Genomic DNA, 22,718 nt, shown 5'->3' on the forward strand with positions numbered 1-22,718 from the left:
AGCGAGATCGATGCAACTTACGATGGAAATTTTAGTCTCAATTTTTCTCATGATCGGCACTTTCTTCATGCTGGTCGGAGGGATTGGAATGGTGCGCCTGCCCGATTTATTCATGCGTCTGCATGCCCCAACCAAATCAAGCACCTTAGGCTTAGGGAGCTTCTTGATCGCGGCAATGATCTATTCTGCATTTCAAGGACGCTTTGGTTTTGCCGAACTGTTATTAACGCTGTTTGCCTTTTTAACCGCACCTGTATCGGCAAATTTGATGGCACAAGCGGCGCTACATTTACGCTTACGCTCACTGAGTGGTGACGTTCCAGAAGCACTCAACCGACCACTGCCTTGGCAACGTACCCGCCGCAGAGCTTTTAGCAATAAGCATGAAGACACTGAACATCGTCTTTAAACGCTTGTGCCCTTAAGGATATAAAAATAAATACATTTCTAGCGCTTCAGCACTGACATGGTGTTGTTGCGCTAATTCATGCATCTGTATATTGTACCGATGATAATGTTCAAACGTATCAAATAGTGTCCCCTCGATTATCTTGGCCAACAGTTGGACTGATCAATCTGCTTAATACTAGAGTCAAACAAAAACCAAAAGATAAAGTCTCCCCTAGTAAATCATTGCCCATATCAATCCACAACAACCTGATAAGCCCCCCCTAAAAGCTCAACGCTCTATCCTCAATATCTCTCATGTTTTGACTGAGCTCCAACTATTACCCCGCATAAAAAAAGCCACCCGAAGGTGGCTTTTTAATTCACTTAAACTGAATTATTCATCATCTTTGTTTGCTTCGTCAGCAGGCAAATCCTTCACTGCTTCAGCAATCAGGCCAAACATATAGTTACCATATGCATTGGTTTTATCGTAATGGAAACGCAAACGCGGTGTAATACGTGTCTTAATACGACGGCCGAGTTCGTGACGCAAGAAACCAGATGCTTTGTTCAGCACATCTAGCGTTTCTTTATTGGCTGTTTCACTTTGCTCATCGCCAAGCTCACGGCCCATCACAGTCACATATACTTCAGCATAACCTAAGTCTGGACTAACCTTCACCGCAGAGATGGTCACGAGACCACCTAAGCGTGGATCTTTCAACTCTTGACGAATCAGTTCAGACAACTCACGTTGCACTGTATCCGCCATGCGTTTAAGACGTTGACTACCCGCCATTAAAGACTCCGTTTGATCAATTGAACATCATAGACTTCGATCTTGTCTTTTTCTTTGATGTCTTTATAACCTTTCACCGCAAGACCACATTCCATACCTGCGCGAACTTCTTCAACCACTTCTTTATAGCGACGAAGTGACTCAAGCTCACCTTGGAACACAACCACGTCATCACGAAGGACACGAATTGGTTTATTACGGTGTAATACACCTTCAAGTACCATACAGCCTGCTGCAGCACCAAACTTACTTGAGTGGAACACTTCACGTACTTCAGCTACACCCAGAATTGTTTCACGGTGTTCTGGTGCAAGTTTACCGCTCATCGCTGCTTTCACATCATCAATCAATTGATAGATAATTGAGTAGTAACGAATGTCGATGCCGTCAGCATCCGCTTTTTGACGAGCTGCGTTATCCGCACGTACGTTAAAGCCAAGAAGTACTGCTTCAGAAGATTCAGCTAGTGTTACGTCAGATTCAGTGATCGCACCAACACCTGAGCCAATAACACGGACTTTAACTTCGTCTGTTGCAAGGTCAGCAAGAGCAACGTGTAATGCTTCCAATGTACCACGTACATCAGTTTTCAATACCACATTGACGATAGGCACATCTTTCTTGCCCATAGACGCCATGATATTTTCAAGACGCATTGCGCTTTGACGCTCAAGACGTTTTTGACGTTCACGATCCATACGTGCATCGGCAACTTCACGTGCTTTTTTCTCGTCATTCACAACCAGAACTTCATCACCCGCCATTGGCGCTTCAGGTAAACCTAAAATTTCAACTGGAATTGAAGGGCCTGCAGATTGGATACGTTTACCATTTTCATCGGTCATCGCACGTACGCGACCATAAGATGCACCCGCAAGAACCAGGTCACCTACTTTCAATGTACCGTTTTGAACAAGGATAGACGTTACCGCACCACGGCTATTGTCTACACGTGCTTCAATCACGACACCTTGAGCAGCACCTTCTTCAGATGCTTTCAACTCAAGCAATTCAGCTTGGATTGAAATAATATCGAGAAGCTCATCAATGCCTTGACCTGTATGTGCTGAAACCATTGCAACTGGAACATCACCGCCCCATTGTTCAGGCACGATTTCTTTCACAGTCAATTCATTCAATACACGGTCTGGATCAGCAGACTCTTTATCCATCTTGTTGATTGCAACAATAATTGGCGTACCTGCAGCACGTGCGTGATCAATTGCTTCAGCTGTTTGTGGCATTACACCATCATCCGCTGCAACAACCAATACCACGATGTCTGTCGATTTCGCACCACGTGAACGCATTGCAGTAAATGCTGCGTGTCCCGGAGTATCTAAGAATGTGATAATGCCTTTATCCGTCGTAACATGGTACGCACCGATGTGCTGAGTGATACCACCCGCTTCACCAGCTGCCACTTTTGAACGACGAATGCGGTCAAGTAACGATGTCTTACCATGGTCAACGTGACCCATGATGGTCACAACAGGAGGACGAGTCGTTTGAGCGCCACGTGCTTCTTCTGCTGCTTCGAGTAAGTTATCTTCTGCTTGTGTATCCGATACAAGAACTGGGTTATGGCCCATTTCTTCTACGATTAATGCCGCAATTTCTTGATCAATCGCTTGGTTCTGAGTTACAAGCTCACCCATTTTCATGAGTGACTTAATTACTTCACGTACCTTAACTGCCATTTTCGCAGCCAAGTCAGCAACCACGATGGTTGAACCAATTTCAACATCATACACTTGCTTTTTAACAGGTTTTTCAAAACCATGCTTGTTTGCAGAGCTTGTTTTCAAACCACGTTTATGCGAGTTATCACGGAAAGATTGCTCTTCACCACGACGACCACCTTTCTTCGGTGCACGTGTAGCTGGCGTATTGGTACCACGTTTGATATCGCGGTCTTCTTTTGCAAATGAGTCTTCATATGCTTGGCCAACCAGACCCGCAGCAAGTGGAGAATCATCCACTACTCGAATGGTCGCAGTTGCATCTTCGTTTGAATACTTAGATGCCATTTGACGCATTTGTTCAAGTGTACGTTGCTGTGCTTCTTCAGCTGCCTTACGACGTGCTGCTTCTTCAGTCGCTTTGAGTTGAGCAGCTTGGGCTTCACGTGCTTTTTTCTGTTCAGGTGTTTCAACAACTTTAACTTGTGCTTTAACCACAGGCTTATTGTTTGATTTACGCTTCACAACTACCGCAGCTTTTGCTACTTCTTGCTTCGTCGTTTCTTGCTTTGCAGCAGCGCGCATCGCTTCAAAGTTTGCAGCCGCTTTATTTACTACTGGAGCTTCAGCTTTAGGTTCAACCATAGCTTGAACGTTCGCACGAGCTTGTTGCTCCGCTTGCGCTTTTGCCAAAGCTTCCGCTTTAATTTGTTCTGGATCTGGCTTGGTAAATGTATGTTTCTTGCGAACTTCTACATTAATCGTTTTTGCCTTACCTGATGTACTCGCCACTTTAGCGGTACTGGTCGTTTTACGTTTCAACGTGATTTTTCCTGCCTGACCATCGTCTTGACCATGAATTTTCTTCAAATGGTGCACGAGGGCATCTTGTTGTTCAGTAGAGATTATATCGTCCGATTTACGCTGTGGTAAACCAGCATCACGAACCTGCTCTAGGAGCTTCTCAACAGGGCGGTTCACACTGAGAGCTAACTCTTGTATCGTCTTATCCGTCATGTAGATCTCCTAGTTAAACCATGATTCGCGCGCTTTCATAATAAGTTGACCCGCTTTCTCTGTACCCAGACCTTCAATATCAGCAATATCGTCAGTCGCTTGGTCAGCCAAGTCATCAACTGTGATAACACCACGTGCTGCGAGTGCATATGCAATCTCTTGTGTCATCCCTTCCATTGCAACGAGTTCCGCGCTTGGATCTTGGATGTTTTCTTGCTGCTGTAATGCATCAGCCAATGTAACTTCTTTGGCACGACTTTGAAGTAATTCAACAACTTCAGCATCTAGCTCGATTTCGTCAAATGTTTCAGCTGGAACATAAGCAATCTCTTCTAAAGAAGTAAAGCCCATTTCAACCAATGCCATTGCCAAATCTTCTTCAATATCTAGACGCGATACAAATAGGTCTAAGTATTGTTGTGCTTCATTTTGCTGACGAGCATGATACTCATCTTCAAGCATCATGTTGAGTTTGTAGCCTGTAAGTTCAGAAGCTAAACGTACGTTTTGACCTTGTGAACCAATCGCACGCGCTAATTGATCGCTAGTTGCGAAAATAATGTCCGCTGTACGCTCTTCTTCATCAATCACAATACCCGATACATCTGCCGGCTCTAAAGCACTCGCAATGTACTGCGCAGGATCATCAGACCATACAACAACATCAATACGCTCACCGTTCAATTCTTGCTGAACTGCTTGGATACGTGTACCACGCATACCAATACATGCACCCACTGGATCAATACGATGATCATTGGTTTTCACAGCAATTTTAGCACGAACACCAGGTTGACGCGCTGCCGCTTTAATCTCAATAATTTCTTCAGAAATTTCAGGAATTTCTTTCTTCATCAAAGCGATGAGCATTTCAGGCTTGGCACGTGACAATTGTAATTGTGCACCACGACCTTCACGGTTCACATTAAACAAAATCGCATTTACACGTTGTTTCGGACGCAAAATTTCTTTTGCAATCATTTCTTCACGTGCAAGATATGCTTCAGCATTGTCACCTAAGTCAATGATAAAGCCATCTTTGGTTTGCTTTTTCACTTCACCGTAGATCAACTCACCCACTTTAGACTCGTAGGCATCTGCAATCAGCGCACGTTCAGCTTCGCGAATCTTTTGAACAATGACTTGTTTTGCAATTTGCGCCGCAATACGACCGAAGTCAATTGAAGGCACTTCAAGCTCACGAATATCACCAATCGACCATTGTGCAGGATCAACATCAGAAATCGCATCTTGACATGCTGGCATTTCATGATCTTCATCTGCAACCACTTCCCATTGGCGGAAAGTGCTGTATTCGCCCGTTTTACGATCAATCTCTACACGAAGCTGAGCTTCTTCAGAGTTTGTTCCTTCGTAAAATTTCTTTTTAGTCGCAGCAACAAGCGCTTGTTCTAAGGCTTCGAAAATCGCTTCACGAGGTACACCTTTTTCATTACTAACCGTTTCAACTACGGTAAGAATTTCACGTGCCATAAGCCACCTATTCGTTCAGATTCTTATTTATTAAATGAATTAATCTTGATAGACCAAATTAGCTTTATCAATATTATTACTATCGATTTCAAGCACCTGTTGCTTTTCCACTTCGACTTGAATCATTTCAGCTTCAAGATCTACAGCAACCAATTTAGCTTGGAATTTACGACGGTTATCGACCGCACTGATCAAACGAAAAGCGATCTGTTGACCAATATATGCAGGTAATTGTTCAAGTTGGAAAAATGGACGATCCCAACCCGGAGATGACACTTCAAGTGCATATTCACCTGAAATTGGATCATGGACATCCATCATTGCGCCGACTTGCTGAGTCACGCGTACACAGTCTTGTACGCCGATGCCACGCCCCTGCTCTTCTTCACCATCTTCATTGATGATAGGTTCTGCATTTTCGTCGACAGCTTTGTCGATATAAATGCGCAATAAAGAACGTTTTCCTTGAGGAAGGAATTCAATTCCCCAAAGATCAACACCACAGGCTTGCACTGCAGGAGCAATTAAGTCTTGGAGTGCTTGAGTTTTATTTGATAGCTTCATTTACTCTCGTCATTTTTGTGCGATTCAATGGCCGAAACAGACCACTACAAGCCAATACAAACTATAGTAGTAGTGGAACATGACACTTTGACTTTCACCGTATCCGGCTCACATCGACACTACACGATAGCCAATAAAAAAGGGCGTAATCGCCCCAATTATTGCACAGAAAATTAATATCCACTGTGCAAAAAGGCCCACCTTGTTGTGAGCCTCTTTTTAGAAACTTGGTAGCGGGAGCTGGATTTGAACCAACGACCTTCGGGTTATGAGCCCGACGAGCTACCAGACTGCTCCATCCCGCATCAACGTGCAAAAATTATATACAAATATGAACTATTTTTCAATCTAAATACTTCGTACTTGCTCTGATTTAGTTGCACCTAAATCAAATTGGTAGCGGGAGCTGGATTTGAACCAACGACCTTCGGGTTATGAGCCCGACGAGCTACCAGACTGCTCCATCCCGCAACAAAACGCAAAAATTATTCAATTTAATCACTTAAACTGCTTATTTTAGTTTGCATCTAAAATAAGATTGGTAGCGGGAGCTGGATTTGAACCAACGACCTTCGGGTTATGAGCCCGACGAGCTACCAGACTGCTCCATCCCGCATCAAAACGCAAAAACATTCTTAACTTAATCACTTAAGTTACTCACTTTAGTTTGCTTCTAAAATAAGATTGATTGGTAGCGGGAGCTGGATTTGAACCAACGACCTTCGGGTTATGAGCCCGACGAGCTACCAGACTGCTCCATCCCGCATCAACAGAATTTGCTGCATACACCAACTTAATCTTCTGGATTCATAAGTTGGTGCGGAAGGGGGGACTTGAACCCCCACGCCCGAAAGCACTACCACCTCAAGGTAGCGTGTCTACCAATTCCACCACCACCGCAGCTGTGACGCATTCTAGTAGCATCGCCACAAAAAAGAAAGGACTAATTCCAATTATTCGCTTGTTTTAGGTGCAGCTGGCGAAGTTTCAGTCGATTGTGCAGGTGCAGAACTTGTCGTTTGCACTGACTTTAAGCTATAGGCATCTGTGGTTTGCTTTTTGGCAAACACAGCCAACGACAAACTGGTGATAAAAAACAAGGCCGTCAAGACCGCAGTCAATCGGGTCAAGAAATTACCTGAACCTGATGCACCAAATACAGTTGCAGCACCGCCACCACCAAACGAAGCACCAGCATCTGCACCTTTACCATGCTGGACCAAAATCAGCACGATCATCAACACAGCTAAGATAATATGTACTACCAGCACAAAAGTTTGCATGCTGAACTCCTAATTATTTTGTATTTGCAAATGCTTCGACAATTTTATAAAACGACGTTGCATTTAAAGATGCCCCACCGACGAGTGCACCATTGATATCTGGACAGGTCGCTAACTCTACTGCATTTTCAGCTTTTACACTACCACCATATAAAATGGCCATTTTCGCGCCATGACTGGTAATTTGCGTGAGGCCTTCACGGATTTTAGCATGCATGGTTTGCGCATCTTCTGGTGAAGCAGTTTTTCCTGTACCAATGGCCCAAATTGGCTCGTAGGCAATCACAATATGAGGCCACTGCTCTGCCGTTACCACACTGGCCAAGTCGCAAATTTGTTGTAAAACGACTACTTCTGCCTGACCAGATTCACGCTGTTCTAAGCTTTCACCGACACAGTAAATGACTTTTAAACCCGCATTTAAGGCATTTTGAGCTTTCGCATTTAAAATTGCTGCGCTTTCAGCAAAATATTCTCGACGTTCTGAGTGACCAATCAAAACATATTCAATTTGACTATCTTTGAGCAGCTCTGCGCTCACCTCACCCGTATATGCACCCATGTTGCCAAAACGCGAAACATCTTGCGCCACAGTAAAAACTGAACGTACAGCATTCGCCAATTCAGCCTGCATTGAAGTCAAAGCCAGCGTCACAGGCGCAAGCCCAATATTACATTTTTCTTCTGCTATTTCATTCTCTTGCAAGAGCTGTTTAAATTCTTGAAGCAATTGCTTGGCATCTGCCTGCATTGGGTTCATCTTCCAATTGCCGACAACCCATGGCTTAATCGTCGAACCCGACATACAGCACCCTATTCAAAACAGTTCATTAAAACGGCCTCATTCTACACGGTATTTATTTTTCAAAGATAGTTTTCTTCTAGAATTTCTTCGGCAATCAAAATAATACGAATGAAAATAAAGACATCTTTTTGTAAAAAAACAGCCTGCTATCACGACCAGTTCATGCTTTTAATCGATATTAAGGTGGTGACAACACTTTCAGATATGGTATTTTTGTGCAACAAAAGTATAATTTTACGATACCAATTATAAACAATTGAGAAGTTAAGGATCTGGGGAATGTCAGTATCAAATGGTTTGCCTAAATTCACAGGCTTCATTCGACGCTTAGTCGAAGACGGACGCATGACTGCTGAAAATATGCAACAGGCAATGCTCTCTGCAAAAAAGGCTCAGCAAGACATCGTCCCTTATCTAATTGAAAACCACAAACTCTCTCCACAAATGATCGCTGAGACGATTTCTTTGGAGTTCGGAGAGCCTGTTTTTGACTTAAGTGTCTATGATTCTGTACAAATTCTACGGGATCTGGTCGAAGACAAACTCATCACCAAGCATCGGGTGTTGCCGATTTACCGTCGTGGCAATATCCTCTATATCGCCACCAGCAATCCAACCAACATGGATGCGATGGATGCGATTCGCTTCAATTCTAAAATGAATATTGAAGCAATTATTGTTGAACATCCTCAGCTTGAAAAACTGATCGAACAAAATTTTGCACAAGCCGATAGCTTTGAATTTTCTGATGAAGATATTGATTTAGACTTAGAACAAGACCCTCAGAACTCAAATGACGAAGAAGATGACTCACCTCAAGGCGATGAAGCTCCGATCGTCAAATACATCAATAAATTACTGATCGATGCGATTCGTATGGGCGCATCAGACTTACACTTTGAGCCTTATGAAAAATCTTACCGTGTCCGTTATCGTGTAGATGGGGTTCTGCGTCATATTGCCAGCCCACCACTACAACTGGCGACTCGTCTTGCCTCTCGCTTGAAAGTTATGTCACAAATGGACATCTCTGAAAAACGCGTTCCACAAGATGGCCGAATTAAATTAAAGCTGTCGAAAAGTAAAGCCATCGACTTTCGTGTCAACTCTCTTCCAACCTTGTTTGGTGAAAAATTGGTTCTGCGTATTCTCGACCCATCTAGTGCTATGTTGGGGATTGATGCTTTAGGTTATGAACCAGATCAAAAAGACCTGTTTATGCAAGCTTTGGACAAACCACAAGGCATGTTGTTAATTACTGGTCCGACAGGTTCAGGTAAAACGGTATCGCTATATACAGGTCTGAATATTCTAAATAAAGAAGACACCAATATCTCAACTGCAGAAGACCCCGTTGAGATTAACTTAGAAGGCATTAATCAGGTTAATGTGAACAATAAAGTCGGCCTCACCTTCTCTGCTGCACTAAAGTCCTTCTTACGTCAGGATCCTGATATTGTGATGGTCGGTGAGATTCGTGACCTTGAAACAGCTGAAATCGCGATTAAAGCCGCACAGACAGGTCACATGGTCATGTCGACACTCCACACCAATAGTGCACCTGAAACCCTGACACGCTTACGCAACATGGGGGTTCCATCTTTCAACATTGCGACATCGGTCAATTTGGTAATTGCACAACGTTTAGCACGTCGCTTATGTAATCAATGTAAAGCCACTGTCGACATTCCCGAACAAAGCTTGCTCGAAATGGGCTTTACTTCAACAGATATCCAAGATCCAGACTTCAAAGTTTATCAACCCGTGGGATGTGCTGAGTGTCGTGAAGGCTATAAAGGACGTGTTGGTATTTATGAAGTCATGAAAGTCACGCCAGAAATTTCAAAAATTATTATGGAAGATGGCAATGCCTTACAGATTGCTGAAGCATCTGCAAAGTTAGGATTTAACAATTTACGTCGTTCAGGTTTACTCAAGGTTATGCAGGGGGTCACTTCCTTACAAGAAGTGAATCGTGTAACCAGCGAATAGTTGAAATATTGAAAGAATAAGGATAAATGCATGGCTGTCAAAAAAGCACAGATGATGCCAACCTTCAATTATGAAGGGATTGATCGTAAAGGGGCAAAAATTAAAGGGGAATTGCCTGCACGTAATCTTGCCCTCGCCAAAGTTACTTTGCGCAAACAAGGGATTACCATCAAGAGTATTCGAGAAAAGAAAAAGAATATTCTTGAAGGCATTATCAAGAAAAAAGTGACGACACTGGACATCACAATTTTCACCCGACAGCTCGCAACCATGATGAAAGCGGGTGTACCACTGGTACAAGGTTTCGAAATTGTGGCTGAAGGTTTGGAAAACCCGTCTATGCGTGAAGTTGTCCTCGGCATCAAAGGCGAAGTGGAAGGTGGTAATACCTTTGCTGGAGCACTCAGAAAATATCCGCAATATTTCGACAACTTATTTTGTTCACTTGTTGAATCTGGCGAACAATCTGGTGCACTTGAGACCATGCTGGATCGTGTCGCGGTTTATAAAGAAAAAAGTGAATTACTCAAACAAAAAATTAAGAAAGCTATGAAGTATCCAGCAACCGTGGTTGTAGTTGCCGTGATCGTAACCATTATTTTGATGGTCAAAGTTGTACCTGTTTTCCAAGATTTATTTAGCTCATTTGGTGCAGACTTACCTGCATTCACCCAAATGGTGGTGAATATGTCTGAGTGGATGCAGAAATACTGGTTCATTTTAATTATTTTGGTCGGTGTGGTGATTACGGCTTTACTCGAAACCAAAAAACGTAGTAAAAAGTTTCGTGACATGCTAGATAAAGCCGCGTTGAAAGCCCCGATTTTCGGTGATTTAGTCTATAAAGCGATTATCGCGCGCTATAGTCGTACGCTGTCCACAACCTTTGCTGCGGGTGTACCCTTAATTGATGCTCTCGAGTCTACAGCAGGTGCCACTAATAACGTAGTCTATGAAGAAGCCGTGATGAAAATCCGTGAAGATGTCGCAACAGGGCAACAACTTCAATTCGCAATGCGTGCTACCAATAAATTCCCTTCCATGGCCGTACAAATGGTAGCGATTGGTGAAGAATCTGGTGCACTAGATGCCATGCTGGATAAAGTTGCAACTCACTATGAAAACGAAGTCGATAATGCGGTGGATGGCTTAACAGCAATGATGGAGCCTCTCATCATGGCGGTCTTGGGTGTACTTGTGGGTGGCCTAGTGATTGCCATGTATCTACCAATCTTCCAAATGGGTTCTGTGGTTTAATGCAAGAAATAATTTCCTATCTTATCAATACTCCAATGGCGCTGTATTTCGCCGTTGGAGTTTTTAGTTTGTGCATCGGTAGTTTTCTGAATGTGGTGATCTATCGCACGCCAAAAATGATGGAACAAGAATGGCGTACCGACTGCCAACTTCTGCTTCATCCTGAGCAGCCGATTATTGATGAAACGAAACTCACGTTGAGTAAGCCTGCCTCAACCTGTCCAAAATGCAAAAGTGCCATACACTGGTATCAAAATATCCCTGTAGTGAGTTGGTTCCTGCTACGAGGAAAGTGTGGCACTTGCCATAACCCGATCAGCATTCGCTATCCTGCAATTGAACTTCTGACTGCCATTTGTGCATTGGTCGTAGTTACAGTCTTTGGCCCAACGATTCAAATGCTGTTCGGTCTCGTACTCACGTATATTTTAATCGCCTTAACCTTTATTGATTTTGACACTCAGCTTTTACCTGATCGCTATACCCTCACCCTTGCGGCTCTGGGTTTAGGGGTCAATAGTTATGCGATTTACACCACACCGACAGCAGCCATTTGGGGTTACATCATTGGCTTTTTATGCTTATGGATTGTCTACTACCTGTTTAAACTCATCACAGGCAAGGAAGGTATGGGTTATGGCGACTTTAAGTTACTTGCTGCTTTAGGCGCATGGATGGGCCCTTTGTTGCTGCCACTGATTGTGCTACTTTCCTCTTTCGTAGGTGCCATTATCGGCATCATCCTGCTCAAAGTTCGTAAAGAAAATCAGCCTTTTGCTTTTGGCCCATATATTGCCATTGCTGGATGGATTGCCTTCTTGTGGGGTGAGCAAATTATGAAAATATATTTAGGCAATTAAAATAATATGTCATTTATTTTAGGTCTGACAGGCGGGATTGGCAGTGGAAAATCTGCGGCAAGTCATTGGTTTGAACAGCAAGGTATTCAAGTAGTCGATGCTGATGTCGTTGCTCGAGAGATTGTTGCTGTAGGGCAACCCGCACTTCAGCAAATTCAAAGCAGCTTCGGCAATTGGGTCTTACTGGACAATGGCGAACTGAATCGACGCGCTTTACGTGAACACATCTTTCAAGACCCGTCTGCCCGCAAGCAATTGGAAAAGATCACCCACCCTGCAATTCGTCAGTCCATCATGCAACAATTACAAGCTGCAACTAGCCCTTATGCGATTTTGGTTTCACCGCTACTTTTTGAAACCAATCAGCATGAACTGACACAGCATACACTCCTGATCGATGCTTCAATTGATATCCAGATTCGCCGTGCTTCGCAGCGCGATCATCAAACCATTGAGCAAATTCAAACCATCATAGAAACGCAAATGTCTCGTGAGCAAAAACAAGCATTAGCCGATGATATTGTGATAAATGATGGGCACTTGGAGCACTTGTACGCGCAGCTCAGACCATTGCATTTAAAATATTTAGCCCATTCAGAAGTCTAAAAAAAGCAGTCGATTATGACTGCTTTTTTTGTTGTGCGAGTTGGGCTTTCAGACTGTCCTGTCGTATCCAACGCCACGGTTGTAAGGCTCCGACTCCCATTCCCACAAGACCACATAAAATGGCAACACTCAAAGGTTCATTGAGTAAAGGAACTGCAATAATCGCCGCAATAAAAGGTGCCAAAGTCACAATACTGCCTGTTTTAAATGCCCCTAAACGCTTAATAGCTTCTACATAAGTAAGAGTCGCCACGATGACCACAAACACACCATGAAATACCACCTGAGCAATCAATTGCACAGGTTGCACATGTGCGATAGTTTTGGGTAAAAATAAAACATAAATCGGTACAAAAACTATCGCAGCCCAAATCGCAACACCTGCCATGGAGTGCCATGCCGACAGTTTCCATTGTCTCAATAAAACGGTAAATGTTCCCCACAGCACAGCACTGAGGAAAAATAAGCCATCGCCTAAACTAAAGGCAACACCTGTTTCTTGATACATCAGCCCACTCATGGCCATCAGTGCGAGCAACATAATACTAAGGCTGAGCCAAGTATGCCGGTCAAATGGTTGTCGAAATAACAGATAAGCTGCAACAGCCGTACAAAATGGAATGCAGCCATTCAGAAAGATCGCAGCATGTGCCGCAGGCACATAATGAAAAGCGCTGTAAGCGGTGATGCAGTAACACACCCCACCAATCATCGCTAAAATGAAAGGCTCTTTCCTCCACAAAAAGGCTGTATCTTTTTTATAGATCAAGATTGGCATTAAGATACAAAACGCCAACAGGAAACGTAAGGCGGTAATATCCCACGCACCAATACCCCAATTGGCACTGAGCCGAGCCGTTAAGGTAAATCCCCCCCAAATACACATGGTGATGGCAATAAATACATAGCCTTGTTTTTGAGGGGTCATCATTGGATTTAAATTGAATCGGAAATTAAAAAATTTTAGACATTACGTTGACGACATGCTTCATACAAAGCCATACCCGTTGCTACACTGACATTCAGACTTTGCAAGTTGCCTGCCATCGGGATATATACTGTTTGATCACATTGAGACTGGGTAATTGGGCGCAGGCCTGTATCTTCAGCACCCATCACCACACATACAGCAGTACCCGTAAAATCGAACTGTTGTAACGGCAAGGCTTTTTCATCCAACATGGTACCAACCACACGCACATTAAATTCTTCCTTAATTTGCGCTAACGTCCGAGCTAGATTAGTCACTTGAATAAATTTAACTTTTTCAGCACCACCTGCCGCAACTTTGCGCGCAGTCGGGGTCAAACTTGCAGAACGATCACGAGGCACAATCACAGCTTCAACGCCCATTGCAGCAGCAGTACGGATACATGCGCCGAGGTTATGCGGATCGGTGACTTGGTCTAAACCCAGCAATAAACAATTTGGCGACTGTTTAAGTAAAGCTTCTAGATCTTTTTCATTGAAAACTGGATTAGGACGGACCGCAGCCACAACGCCTTGGTGGAACGGTAAGCCAGCCATTTTTTCTAATCGATCACGACCCGTTTGTTGTACGCTAATACCAAACGGTTCAGCCAACTCAAGCACACGCTTTAAACGCTGGTCATCACGCCCTTTTAAGGTAAAAAGCGTCAGTACGCGTTCAGGCTCAAGTTCCAACAATGACTCCACCGAATGAACGCCATAGAAATATTCAGGTTTAGCCATGTAGGACCTCTAAAAAAATAAATGACCATCGACACGATGCGCCAAAATAAAAATCCTGTAAAGCTGACTTTACAGGATTGCTATGCAACAGATAGTTTAACCGATTTCGCTTGAAATTACTTGGCGAGTATCAGTTGAAGGTTTAGCCTTCTAAATGGCACACGTAGTCCAATACGTCGTCGGTTTCAATTTTAAAACGGCTATTACCGGGCACATAAAAAGACTGACCTGCGCGGAACAATTCGCTCTCTTCGTTGTCTGCAATTTGTACACGACATTCGCCTGAAATAATTTCCATACGCTCTGCTACATGTGTTTCAAACGTCAAAGCTTGCTCTGTCGGAAGAATGACCCCTAACGTTTTTTTGGTACCATCTTCAAATTGCACAGTATGGCTGATGCATAAACCGCCAAAATAAACATTGGATTTTTTAATGACAGAGACATGATCGAACTGAGTTGACATGCGTACACTCCAGATAATGCGCATTTATATTCGTATTGATTCGCTAGTTTAAAGATGTGCGATTAACTAATCAATCGATGTTTTATTCCTCTCAATCAATATTTTGTTAAAGTCAGACCATCGTACAATTGCCTCAATTTCCAACCTATTTTGGCGTGTTTTTTGCCAATACGTCGATTCGCTGGGTCGTACTTTTTCTGTATATGTCGCATATCAATCCGTTTGTGCCTCGTTTGCTATAACACGCTGTTTTAAAAAATCTGCTAGGTCGACTTTAAGATTCACGTTAAAATAAGCCGACTTTACAGAAAACGAATAGCATTGCCGTCTTGTCGGCTGAATAAAACTTCACTATCTTAAACTAAAACTTTTCGCAGCTCGGATGCGTTTATGCTGACACATTTAACTTTAATTAATTTTGCTTTAGCCGATCACTTAGCCCTTGATATCGATCAAGGTTTTAATGTCCTGACTGGGGAAACAGGTGCAGGCAAATCATTATTGCTAGATGCACTGTCTGCCTGTCTGGGTGAACGTACCGATACCAACTATGTTCGTTTCGGTTCAGACAAAGCTGATGTCACAGCTATTTTCAGCTATCAAGAGCACAGCCCTGAAGCCACTTGGTTAAAGGCACATGAATTAGATGATGAGTCAGGCGAAATTCATTTAAGACGGGTTATTTTTGCCACTGGCCGCAGTAAAGCATGGATTAATGGTCGTCCGAGCAGCTTAGCTGAATTGAAAGAAATCGGGCGTTTGCTTGTACAGCTGTATAGTCAACACAGTCAACAACAACTATTAGAGCCACCTTATCCAAGACGCTGGTTAGACCTCTATCATAACTTCTACCCAGAAGCGCATGCTGTGCGTGAAGCCTATAGCACATGGCAAAAAGACATTCGTCAGCACCAAGCAGCATTGGATGCTCAAGCCACGCGTAAACAGCGTATGGATACCTTGAGTTTACAATTAGAGGAACTCGAAGATGTGGTGCAAATCGACTATCAAGAGATTGAACAAGAGTTCGATCGCTTATCCCATCATGAAAACATCATGCAGGACTGTAGTTATGCTGTTACGGCCTTAGATGATGCTGAACAAAATATTAATCAAGAAATTTCCAGTATTATTCGCCGCTTAGAATCACATGCAGGACGCAGTGAACAGTTGGCCGAGATTCATACTTCTTTGCTGAATGCACAAAGTGAGCTTGAAGATGCCACAGCCAACCTACGTCAGTTTATTGACCGTCAAAGCTATGACCCAGAACGCATGGAAGAGTTGAACACCCAGCTTGAGATGTTCCACCGTCTTGCCCGTAAGTACCGTACGCAACCAGAACACTTAAAACAAGAACATGAACAATGGCAATCTGAACTAGCAAAACTCCATTTATTAGAAGATCCAGAAACCCTTGCTGAGCAAGTTGAAGTCTCGCATCAAGACCTGTTAAATAAAGCCCAACACCTTGACCAAATTCGTCGCGATGCAGCCGCACCATTGGCGAAACATTTAACCGAACAGGTCAAACAATTGGCCCTACCTGAAGCACACTTTGAGTTCAAATTTGAGCCGATGGAGCAGGTCTCTAGTGAAGGCTTGAGCTTTATCCAATTACTGTTCACCGCCAACAAAGGCATTCCACCGCAACCTTTGGCCAAAGTTGCCTCAGGGGGAGAGTTGTCACGTATCGCATTGGTGATGCAAGTGATGAATGCTGAAAAAACTGAAGCAGAAGTTTTAGTCTTCGATGAAATTGACGTCGGCATTAGTGGTGGCACAGCCGAAATTGTTGGTCGTCTCTTGGCCGACTTGGGTTCGCATGTGCAAATTCTGTGTATTACCCACCAAGCTCAAGTTGCAGCACAGTCTGACCAGCACTTGTTGGTGAAAAAACGTCAGACCGACCCTGCCAGTAGCACCATTTTAAACTTAGAAGAAGATGAGCGCATTGATGAACTCGCACGTATGACAGGCGGCGTTGAAATTAATGACACCACGCTCCAACATGCCAAGCAGTTACGTCAGTTGAAGTTTCAATCTGCCTGATTTATGTAGACTAGATCACAAAAAAAGATTTGGAGAAAGAGCATTAGTCTAGTAACGTGGTAAATAACAACATTTGACTAGAAGCATTTTAATTTCAAGGAGAAGCCTTTAGGTGAGCAAACAATATCTGACGCATCGCTGTCTCATTGCCCCACCCGATATGGCAGATGAAGTCTTTGCCCATACCGTGATTTATTTGGCCCGACACGATGAAGAAGGTGCTCAAGGCATCATCATCAACCGCCCTTCAGGGCTTTCAGTCAAAGAACTGCTCAATGATCTTGAAATTGAAGCCGATCACGTCCGACCACACGATGTTCTCCAAGGTGGGCCTTTGCGTCCAGAAGCTGGCTTTGTCTTACATACGGGCCAGCCGACATGGCACTCTTCGATTGCAGTGGGCGAAAATATCTGTATCACCACGTCTAAAGATATTTTAGATGCGATTGCGCATAATGAAGGTGTAGGCCGCTATCAAATTGCTTTGGGTTATGCCAGCTGGACCAAAAATCAACTGGAAGATGAATTGTCTCGTGGTGATTGGTTAGTCTGTGATGCTGATATGGATTTGATTTTTAATATTCCTTATGACGACCGTTGGGATGCTGCCTATAAAAAGCTCGGGCTAGACCGAACCTGGTTGTCTTCTGAGATTGGACATGCCTGATTTAAACACACCCCAAATGATTATGGCATTTGACTTCGGTACACAAAAAATGGGTATAGCCGTCGGTCAAGCACTGATTGAAAGTGCAACACCTTTGGCTTTGTTTCCCATGAAAGATGGCATTCCCAATTGGGATGATTTACATAAAATTATCAAGCAATATCAACCCAATCTATTTTTAGTCGGTTTGCCGCTGAATATGGATGATAGTGAATCAGAACTCTCGGCCCGCGCGCGTAAATTTGCGCGTCGTTTACGTCATCAGACCAATATTGAAACGTGGATGGTGGATGAGCGTTTAAGTACTCGCTCTGCCCGTGATGAGTTAAGTCATTACCAAACACAAGGGAGAGGGAAAAATCTCTCTGCAGATAGCCTTGCCGCTGCATTATTTATTGAAAGTTGGTATCGTGAACCCAAAGGACTTACTCCTTAGTTCAAAGTCTATCGAAACATAGCGAATCATCTTAAAAAAGCATCCAATAAGGATGCTTTTTTAAGAGATGAAGAAAGACCAATTCAGTGGCTCTTATCGATAATATGTACGGTCACAGTTCGCCCCGCAACAAATGCCAATTCATTCTTTGGAATTTCATCTAATGCAATTTTTACAGGAACGCGTTGCGCTAAACGCACCCAACTAAAAGTTGGATTTACATTTGCCAGTAGACCTGTACTGGATGTTCGTTCACGATCTTCAATGCCGGAGGCAATGCCCTGCACATGACCTTTTAAACTTCCCGAATCACCCATCAACTGAATGGTTGCGGGAGCACCGAGATAAATTTTATTTAACTTGGTTTCTTCAAAATAGCCCACCACATAAAGTTGTGAACGATCCAACAACGCCGCTACCGCTTGCCCCACTTTGACATAGTTGCCTGCTTTCATCTCAAAGTTAGACAATGTGCCATCGGCAGGTGCTACCACTTCGGAACGGTTCAAGTTTAATTCCGCCAAATGTAAATTAGTGGTCGAAACGTCAATGAGTGCCTGCTGCTGGGCAATATTAGCTTTGGCTTGCTGAATTGCAGCTTGCATTTGCTCCTGTTCGGCATGTGATTGATCTCTTACAGCAAACATCTGATCTTGTTCTTGTTTTGAAATTGCACCCTCCATTAAATTAGCATAGCGATCTGCATTTTTATCAGCCAAAAGGCTATTGGCCTGTGACTTGACCCAGTTGGCTTTGCTTTGGAACAGCTCTGCTTCGGCGGCAGCCAAACTGGCTTTGGCTTTAGCCAAGTCTGATTTGGCTTGTTCGACATCCAATGCTTGACGTGCTACGTCAATTTTAAACAGCACTTGCCCTTTTCTTACCGTTTGATTGTCACGTACCAAAACCTCAGTGACTAAACCTGAAACATCTGAAGAGACTTGAATCACATCACCTCGAATCCGCCCATCACGTGTCCACGGCTCAGCATTGTAGTAGTGCCAAAGATGAACGATTACCAAAATCGCAACAACCACGATGACAACTAAAGTTAAGGGTCGGCTGACTTTACGCCAATCAAAGGATGCCATGTTCATTTTACCTCATTCATTTCAATCAAATGTGTGCTTAAGAAAAGCGCACGATAAAACCCCAATGGACTATGCCTAGCAGCGTGATATATAGACATAAATAAAAAATACTGGGTAAAAAAATCCAACCTTTATCAACCCAAGGGTCAGTCACCCGCATGAGTAGCCTTAAACCGATGTAGGCCAAAAGTGCCTGAACGACCAAAACAGGGACATATACGCCATAGATATTGAGTTCACCCATCGTTATGCTCCCAACAAACCGACTTGGGGCATTTCATCCCATGTCGCATGACACAAACTACTTTGAATATTATTTAGAGAAACCTGCAAACGACGTGCAATGCTCAAATCATCAATCTGTACCAATTCGGCTTGAATATCCTGAATTTTATCTAAAATGTCTTGCCTACACTTTGAGTCAGCCGTATGTCTCTCCTTGGCCTGAAAAAATACATCTATTTGGCTTTGTAATTTTTGTAAATGTCTAGTAAGGGTTGTATAGCCTGATAACTGATCCATTAATTCTTGTACTCGGGTCAAATCAATCACTGCACTGGACTCAATCAATGCCAAATTGATTTTTTGCTTCAGTACATCGGACTGTACCAACTTGGTATTCAACACACCTATCCGATCCAACATACTACGCAAATGCACTCTAAACTCGACCCCATAAGGCAAATATAGCGCTTGTCGTATCGCTTTATAGTGTAAAGACAGGATTCGTTTGGCTGTAATGTCCGGCGACATCGCACGAACCAAATGAATCACATAGACAGAAATGATCGGACCAAGGACTGTACCAATCGAGGCATCAAAAAACGTTACTTGATCTAGGTGATAACGGTTTTGCAGGTTTAAGCCCATGACCACGCCCATCAATAAAGGCAACGCCAAACCTGTAAGTGGCGGATGTAAAAACAGCATCAGGCAGTACATACAAAAAGGGGCCAATACTATCGCTAACATCCAAAAAGCGCTGACTTGCGGGAAGATGCCATAAGCATAAATAAAGACAATAATCGCCGCATACAAACTGGCACGGATAAAAATTTTTAAGGCAGGAACGGGATTATCCATACTGGTGAGAATGCAAGCACAAATAGCCGCCATTTCCGCCATCATAAAACCTGCTTTCCAGCCACTAACGATCCAAAATCCAGTCGCCACAATCACCACGATAAAAGCAGAAACGCCACCACGTACTGCAACACCATGATCGCGATGTAAGTTAGGATAAGTCGTACTCATCGGGATCACTGTCGCAGGTAAACTGTCATCGCCTTGTTGAATACGTTGCCAAATCAACTTAATGGCACGTATATTTTGAATAAAATGACGCACATCCATTTTTAGACTGGCCAATATGACTTGCTGCTGTGGCAAGGCACTGTCAAACACGTCTTGGAAACTCGACTCAAATTGTTCAGGCAAATGGTTTAGTTCTTGTTCTAAAATGGCTTGATCGCTTTGCAAAAACTCGACGATCTGCACATGCACTTTTTCTAAAGCAGGACGGTACGCAACATCAATGTGGTCTAGCTGCTGAATCCGCTCTGCCATCGCCACAAGATTGGTCACCAACATACTCAGTTGATGCAACATTTCTTGTAAGGGTTTGGTCATGCCTTGTAATGCTGATTTTTCATAGCTCAAGTACACAGCCATCACATGAATATCGGCAATATCCCGCGTGATATGACTGAGCGTCGTGCTGTAATTAATGGCCTTAACATCATCTGTCAGGATTTGATCAAAAACCGCTCGGGTGTCTTGAAAAGTCTGTGAAACACGGGCTTTGACTACGGGACCGATATGCATCGGAAACAGTACCGCATTCACCACGGCACTACACAGTACTCCCACCGTGATTTCGATAAAGCGCCCAATCGCCATATCAAACATGGAGGTGATTTCAATGTTATAAATAATGTTGTAGCAAATAATGACTGTGGTATAGCCCGCCAACATAAAAATATAGCTACGCGGCGTCCGATCCAATAATGAAAAATATAGGCAAAATCCGACCCACGTCGCCAAAAACAAGGTGAATAGTTCAGGGGTATTAATCAGATTTGGGGTAACCGCAAGTGAAACTATAGCGCCCAACAGCGTTCCCAAAACACGATATACGCTCTTTGAAGCGGCCATTCCAGTATAAGGATTGGCAATCACGAAGACCGTGCCTATAGCCCAAATGGGATAAGCCAGATCTAAGGAAAATGCCACATACAGTGAGAGCATGCCTGCCAAAAAAGTTTTGCTCGCAAAAATCCAATCCAATTTATTTGGACGAAATGCGATTAACTGTTTGGTCAGGAACATAAATCATCTCTAAATGCGCTAAATGACAACATCTACAGGATTCTTCAACGCAGTATTGCTCAAGCAAACAGCAACACTTCATCCTCACCAGAAGCGAAAACGAATCAAAAATAATTCCAATAAATGAAGTCTTTTACAGACATGGGCAAAGACAGCACCATGTGACAGGAAAGAAAACGCTCAAAAAAATAATGAAACATTATTCATTAAAAGACATTTCTATATACATTTTTCCAAAATTAATTATTTTTGTCAATCAAAATATCTCTATGTGATAATACAATATTTTTTTATCTGTGTTTTATCGCTTGTTTTTCAGATCAATTCTGCATATTAAAAGTTTCTCAAGCCTTCTGCGTAAACAGAAAACCATGTCAAAGTTATGTGTTTTTTGTTATATAGTCACTATTGCTCAGATAGATAATTTTTGACTCAGTAGGTTGTTATGGCACTTTCAAGTTTTGGTAAAATTCTCACTGTCTTAGGCCTCTTTTCTGTGTCACGCCCGATTATCAATGTCGATACTATCAGTGCCGAACTGGGGCTTTCACAACCTACAAGTTATCGCTACTTAAAAGAATTGGTGTCCGCAGGACTTTTACAGCGCTTAAGTGGAACTAGCGGCGACTATACTTTGGGTTCTCAAATTGCCGTTTTGGACTATATCTCTCGCACCACAGACCCTCTCTTACAAATCAGCATTCCTTTTATGCAAGACATTGTTGAGCGAACAGAGTTTTGCTGCATCCTGACCCAACTCAACGCAGAGCACTGTATTGACCTGTATGGTGAAGTTTTTAAAGACCTTGAGATATTTTCCTATGGGCGCGGTTGCCCACGTCCCGTGTATTTAGGTTCATCGCCGAAAGTGGTGATTTCACAGCTTAGTAAAGCCAAAATTATTCAATATTATCAAAAATTTGCTACTCAACTGGCCGAGGTCAATTTTGCCGCGAGCCAAGACGAATTTTTACAGAAAATGAAAGCCATTAAGAAACAGGGCTATTATTTTTCCAATGGCGAATTTGACCCCAACCTTGCCAGTCTTTCCGTACCTGTCAAATTTTCACCCAAAGATACGCCGTTGGCACTGACCTTATTGGCTTCGAAAAACCGATTTGAATTTGTCGATCTGAAAAAAATGGTCGAAATATTAAGACATAGCGCCTTACAGATCGAACAGAAATGCCATCTGCTGCATAATATTGAGACCTAA

At 43.1% G+C, this 22,718-nt stretch carries 21 protein-coding genes and 5 tRNA genes; 9 read left to right on the forward strand and 17 right to left on the reverse strand.

All coding sequences use genetic code 11. The features are described from left to right. The first annotated feature begins 10 nt into the window (after window positions 1-10). Window positions 11-409: a Na+/H+ antiporter subunit G gene (locus tag CDG62_RS17635; RefSeq protein ID WP_004692702.1), complete on the forward strand. Its 399-nt coding sequence runs from the start codon at window positions 11-13 to the stop codon at window positions 407-409. A gap of 375 nt (window positions 410-784) precedes the next feature. On the opposite strand, the gene CDG62_RS17640 is transcribed toward CDG62_RS17635, so the two are convergent. The 11 genes from CDG62_RS17640 to tpiA all read right to left on the reverse strand — a co-directional run bounded on the left by CDG62_RS17640 (window position 785) and on the right by tpiA (window position 8,034). Next, on the reverse strand, window positions 785-1,189 hold the full coding sequence (locus CDG62_RS17640; protein ID WP_087527050.1) for a ribosome-binding factor A: 405 nt from the start codon (window positions 1,187-1,189) through the stop codon (window positions 785-787). Then, window positions 1,189-3,888 (reverse strand): translation initiation factor IF-2, encoded by a 2,700-nt coding sequence (gene infB, locus CDG62_RS17645; RefSeq protein ID WP_087527051.1) that lies wholly within the window; start codon window positions 3,886-3,888, stop codon window positions 1,189-1,191. Before infB ends, CDG62_RS17640 begins: the two co-directional genes overlap by 1 nt. 9 nt (window positions 3,889-3,897) lie before the next feature. Continuing rightward, complete coding sequence (gene nusA, locus CDG62_RS17650; protein WP_087527052.1) at window positions 3,898-5,382, reverse strand: transcription termination factor NusA; 1,485 nt, start codon at window positions 5,380-5,382, stop codon at window positions 3,898-3,900. Window positions 5,383-5,421: 39 nt separating this feature from the next. Next, complete coding sequence (rimP, locus tag CDG62_RS17655; protein ID WP_004692708.1) at window positions 5,422-5,946, reverse strand: ribosome maturation factor RimP; 525 nt, start codon at window positions 5,944-5,946, stop codon at window positions 5,422-5,424. 228 nt (window positions 5,947-6,174) lie between these two features. Next, window positions 6,175-6,251: transfer RNA gene (locus CDG62_RS17660), tRNA-Met, on the reverse strand. Window positions 6,252-6,340: 89 nt separating this feature from the next. Beyond that, window positions 6,341-6,417: transfer RNA gene (locus CDG62_RS17665), tRNA-Met, on the reverse strand. Window positions 6,418-6,485: 68 nt separating this feature from the next. Further along, window positions 6,486-6,562 (reverse strand) — tRNA-Met (locus tag CDG62_RS17670). A 73-nt stretch (window positions 6,563-6,635) separates the two neighbouring features. Continuing rightward, window positions 6,636-6,712, reverse strand: a tRNA-Met gene (locus tag CDG62_RS17675). 49 nt (window positions 6,713-6,761) lie between these two features. Beyond that, window positions 6,762-6,846, reverse strand: a tRNA-Leu gene (locus tag CDG62_RS17680). Between the two features lie 53 nt (window positions 6,847-6,899). Continuing rightward, on the reverse strand, window positions 6,900-7,229 hold the full coding sequence (secG, locus tag CDG62_RS17685; protein ID WP_004692710.1) for a preprotein translocase subunit SecG: 330 nt from the start codon (window positions 7,227-7,229) through the stop codon (window positions 6,900-6,902). Window positions 7,230-7,242: 13 nt separating this feature from the next. Next, on the reverse strand, window positions 7,243-8,034 hold the full coding sequence (tpiA, locus tag CDG62_RS17690) for a triose-phosphate isomerase (protein WP_087527053.1): 792 nt from the start codon (window positions 8,032-8,034) through the stop codon (window positions 7,243-7,245). Between the two features lie 279 nt (window positions 8,035-8,313). Between tpiA and pilB the strand changes: the two genes are divergently transcribed. Genes pilB through coaE form a run of 4 tightly spaced genes read left to right on the forward strand, consistent with a single transcriptional unit; the run spans window position 8,314 to window position 12,749 of the window. Beyond that, window positions 8,314-10,026 carry a type IV-A pilus assembly ATPase PilB gene (gene pilB, locus CDG62_RS17695; protein WP_087527054.1) on the forward strand — a complete coding sequence of 571 codons (1,713 nt, stop codon included), beginning with the start codon at window positions 8,314-8,316 and terminating at the stop codon, window positions 10,024-10,026. Window positions 10,027-10,056: 30 nt separating this feature from the next. Further along, entirely contained in the window at window positions 10,057-11,283 is a 1,227-nt protein-coding gene (locus CDG62_RS17700) for a type II secretion system F family protein (RefSeq protein WP_087527055.1), read from the forward strand. Next, window positions 11,283-12,143: a prepilin peptidase gene (locus tag CDG62_RS17705; RefSeq protein WP_087527056.1), complete on the forward strand. Its 861-nt coding sequence runs from the start codon at window positions 11,283-11,285 to the stop codon at window positions 12,141-12,143. Before CDG62_RS17700 ends, CDG62_RS17705 begins: the two co-directional genes overlap by 1 nt. 6 nt (window positions 12,144-12,149) lie before the next feature. Further along, window positions 12,150-12,749, forward strand: coding sequence for a dephospho-CoA kinase (gene coaE, locus CDG62_RS17710; RefSeq protein WP_087527057.1), 600 nt, complete (start codon window positions 12,150-12,152; stop codon window positions 12,747-12,749). A gap of 13 nt (window positions 12,750-12,762) precedes the next feature. Here the strand turns inward: coaE and CDG62_RS17715 are convergent, their stop codons facing one another. The 3 genes from CDG62_RS17715 to CDG62_RS17725 all read right to left on the reverse strand — a co-directional run bounded on the left by CDG62_RS17715 (window position 12,763) and on the right by CDG62_RS17725 (window position 14,928). Beyond that, window positions 12,763-13,680 (reverse strand): DMT family transporter, encoded by a 918-nt coding sequence (locus CDG62_RS17715; protein ID WP_162904047.1) that lies wholly within the window; start codon window positions 13,678-13,680, stop codon window positions 12,763-12,765. 32 nt (window positions 13,681-13,712) lie between these two features. After that, window positions 13,713-14,462: a 23S rRNA (guanosine(2251)-2'-O)-methyltransferase RlmB gene (gene rlmB / locus CDG62_RS17720; RefSeq protein WP_087527058.1), complete on the reverse strand. Its 750-nt coding sequence runs from the start codon at window positions 14,460-14,462 to the stop codon at window positions 13,713-13,715. 142 nt (window positions 14,463-14,604) lie between these two features. After that, on the reverse strand, window positions 14,605-14,928 hold the full coding sequence (locus CDG62_RS17725) for a pyrimidine/purine nucleoside phosphorylase (RefSeq protein ID WP_087527059.1): 324 nt from the start codon (window positions 14,926-14,928) through the stop codon (window positions 14,605-14,607). A gap of 390 nt (window positions 14,929-15,318) precedes the next feature. Here CDG62_RS17725 and recN point away from each other — a divergent pair, with 390 nt between their 5' ends. The 3 genes from recN (at window position 15,319) to ruvX (ending at window position 18,083) form a co-directional block, all read left to right on the forward strand. Beyond that, entirely contained in the window at window positions 15,319-16,980 is a 1,662-nt protein-coding gene (recN, locus tag CDG62_RS17730) for a DNA repair protein RecN (RefSeq protein WP_087527060.1), read from the forward strand. 112 nt (window positions 16,981-17,092) lie between these two features. After that, window positions 17,093-17,647 (forward strand): YqgE/AlgH family protein, encoded by a 555-nt coding sequence (locus CDG62_RS17735; protein WP_087527061.1) that lies wholly within the window; start codon window positions 17,093-17,095, stop codon window positions 17,645-17,647. After that, window positions 17,640-18,083, forward strand: a complete 444-nt coding sequence (gene ruvX, locus CDG62_RS17740; protein WP_087527062.1) for a Holliday junction resolvase RuvX — start codon at window positions 17,640-17,642, stop codon at window positions 18,081-18,083. Before CDG62_RS17735 ends, ruvX begins: the two co-directional genes overlap by 8 nt. Window positions 18,084-18,166: 83 nt before the next feature. Here the strand turns inward: ruvX and CDG62_RS17745 are convergent, their stop codons facing one another. The 3 genes from CDG62_RS17745 to CDG62_RS17755 are packed head-to-tail and all read right to left on the reverse strand — an operon-like array spanning window position 18,167 to window position 21,502. After that, window positions 18,167-19,174, reverse strand: a complete 1,008-nt coding sequence (locus CDG62_RS17745) for an HlyD family secretion protein (protein WP_087527073.1) — start codon at window positions 19,172-19,174, stop codon at window positions 18,167-18,169. A 37-nt stretch (window positions 19,175-19,211) separates the two neighbouring features. Then, on the reverse strand, window positions 19,212-19,418 hold the full coding sequence (locus CDG62_RS17750; protein ID WP_086209705.1) for a DUF1656 domain-containing protein: 207 nt from the start codon (window positions 19,416-19,418) through the stop codon (window positions 19,212-19,214). Between the two features lie 2 nt (window positions 19,419-19,420). Continuing rightward, entirely contained in the window at window positions 19,421-21,502 is a 2,082-nt protein-coding gene (locus CDG62_RS17755) for an FUSC family protein (protein ID WP_087527063.1), read from the reverse strand. 445 nt (window positions 21,503-21,947) lie between these two features. On the opposite strand from CDG62_RS17755, the gene CDG62_RS17760 reads away from it, so the two are divergent. Then, the gene (locus tag CDG62_RS17760) at window positions 21,948-22,718 is read left to right on the forward strand and encodes an IclR family transcriptional regulator (protein WP_087527064.1); all 771 of its coding nucleotides are present in this window, start codon (window positions 21,948-21,950) and stop codon (window positions 22,716-22,718) included.

Origin of the sequence: Acinetobacter sp. WCHA55, from assembly GCF_002165305.2 — a bacterium.
Classification (GTDB): domain Bacteria; phylum Pseudomonadota; class Gammaproteobacteria; order Pseudomonadales; family Moraxellaceae; genus Acinetobacter.

Excerpts from the sequence above, each read along its gene's own strand:
- CDG62_RS17760 (WP_087527064.1), top strand. The coding sequence starts at position 21,948 with ATGGCACTTTCAAGTTTTGGTAAAATTCTCACTGTCTTAGGCCTCTTT.
- CDG62_RS17725 (WP_087527059.1), bottom strand. The coding sequence starts at position 14,928 with ATGTCAACTCAGTTCGATCATGTCTCTGTCATTAAAAAATCCAATGTT.
- rimP (WP_004692708.1), bottom strand. The coding sequence starts at position 5,946 with ATGAAGCTATCAAATAAAACTCAAGCACTCCAAGACTTAATTGCTCCT.
- pilB (WP_087527054.1), top strand. The coding sequence starts at position 8,314 with ATGTCAGTATCAAATGGTTTGCCTAAATTCACAGGCTTCATTCGACGC.
- CDG62_RS17700 (WP_087527055.1), top strand. The coding sequence starts at position 10,057 with ATGGCTGTCAAAAAAGCACAGATGATGCCAACCTTCAATTATGAAGGG.
- CDG62_RS17640 (WP_087527050.1), bottom strand. The coding sequence starts at position 1,189 with ATGGCGGGTAGTCAACGTCTTAAACGCATGGCGGATACAGTGCAACGT.
- CDG62_RS17635 (WP_004692702.1), top strand. The coding sequence starts at position 11 with ATGCAACTTACGATGGAAATTTTAGTCTCAATTTTTCTCATGATCGGC.
- CDG62_RS17755 (WP_087527063.1), bottom strand. The coding sequence starts at position 21,502 with ATGTTCCTGACCAAACAGTTAATCGCATTTCGTCCAAATAAATTGGAT.
- CDG62_RS17705 (WP_087527056.1), top strand. The coding sequence starts at position 11,283 with ATGCAAGAAATAATTTCCTATCTTATCAATACTCCAATGGCGCTGTAT.
- coaE (WP_087527057.1), top strand. The coding sequence starts at position 12,150 with ATGTCATTTATTTTAGGTCTGACAGGCGGGATTGGCAGTGGAAAATCT.
- CDG62_RS17750 (WP_086209705.1), bottom strand. The coding sequence starts at position 19,418 with ATGGGTGAACTCAATATCTATGGCGTATATGTCCCTGTTTTGGTCGTT.
- infB (WP_087527051.1), bottom strand. The coding sequence starts at position 3,888 with ATGACGGATAAGACGATACAAGAGTTAGCTCTCAGTGTGAACCGCCCT.
- rlmB (WP_087527058.1), bottom strand. The coding sequence starts at position 14,462 with ATGGCTAAACCTGAATATTTCTATGGCGTTCATTCGGTGGAGTCATTG.
- secG (WP_004692710.1), bottom strand. The coding sequence starts at position 7,229 with ATGCAAACTTTTGTGCTGGTAGTACATATTATCTTAGCTGTGTTGATG.
- CDG62_RS17745 (WP_087527073.1), bottom strand. The coding sequence starts at position 19,174 with ATGGCATCCTTTGATTGGCGTAAAGTCAGCCGACCCTTAACTTTAGTT.
- tpiA (WP_087527053.1), bottom strand. The coding sequence starts at position 8,034 with ATGTCGGGTTCGACGATTAAGCCATGGGTTGTCGGCAATTGGAAGATG.
- recN (WP_087527060.1), top strand. The coding sequence starts at position 15,319 with ATGCTGACACATTTAACTTTAATTAATTTTGCTTTAGCCGATCACTTA.
- CDG62_RS17715 (WP_162904047.1), bottom strand. The coding sequence starts at position 13,680 with ATGATGACCCCTCAAAAACAAGGCTATGTATTTATTGCCATCACCATG.
- nusA (WP_087527052.1), bottom strand. The coding sequence starts at position 5,382 with ATGGCACGTGAAATTCTTACCGTAGTTGAAACGGTTAGTAATGAAAAA.
- ruvX (WP_087527062.1), top strand. The coding sequence starts at position 17,640 with ATGCCTGATTTAAACACACCCCAAATGATTATGGCATTTGACTTCGGT.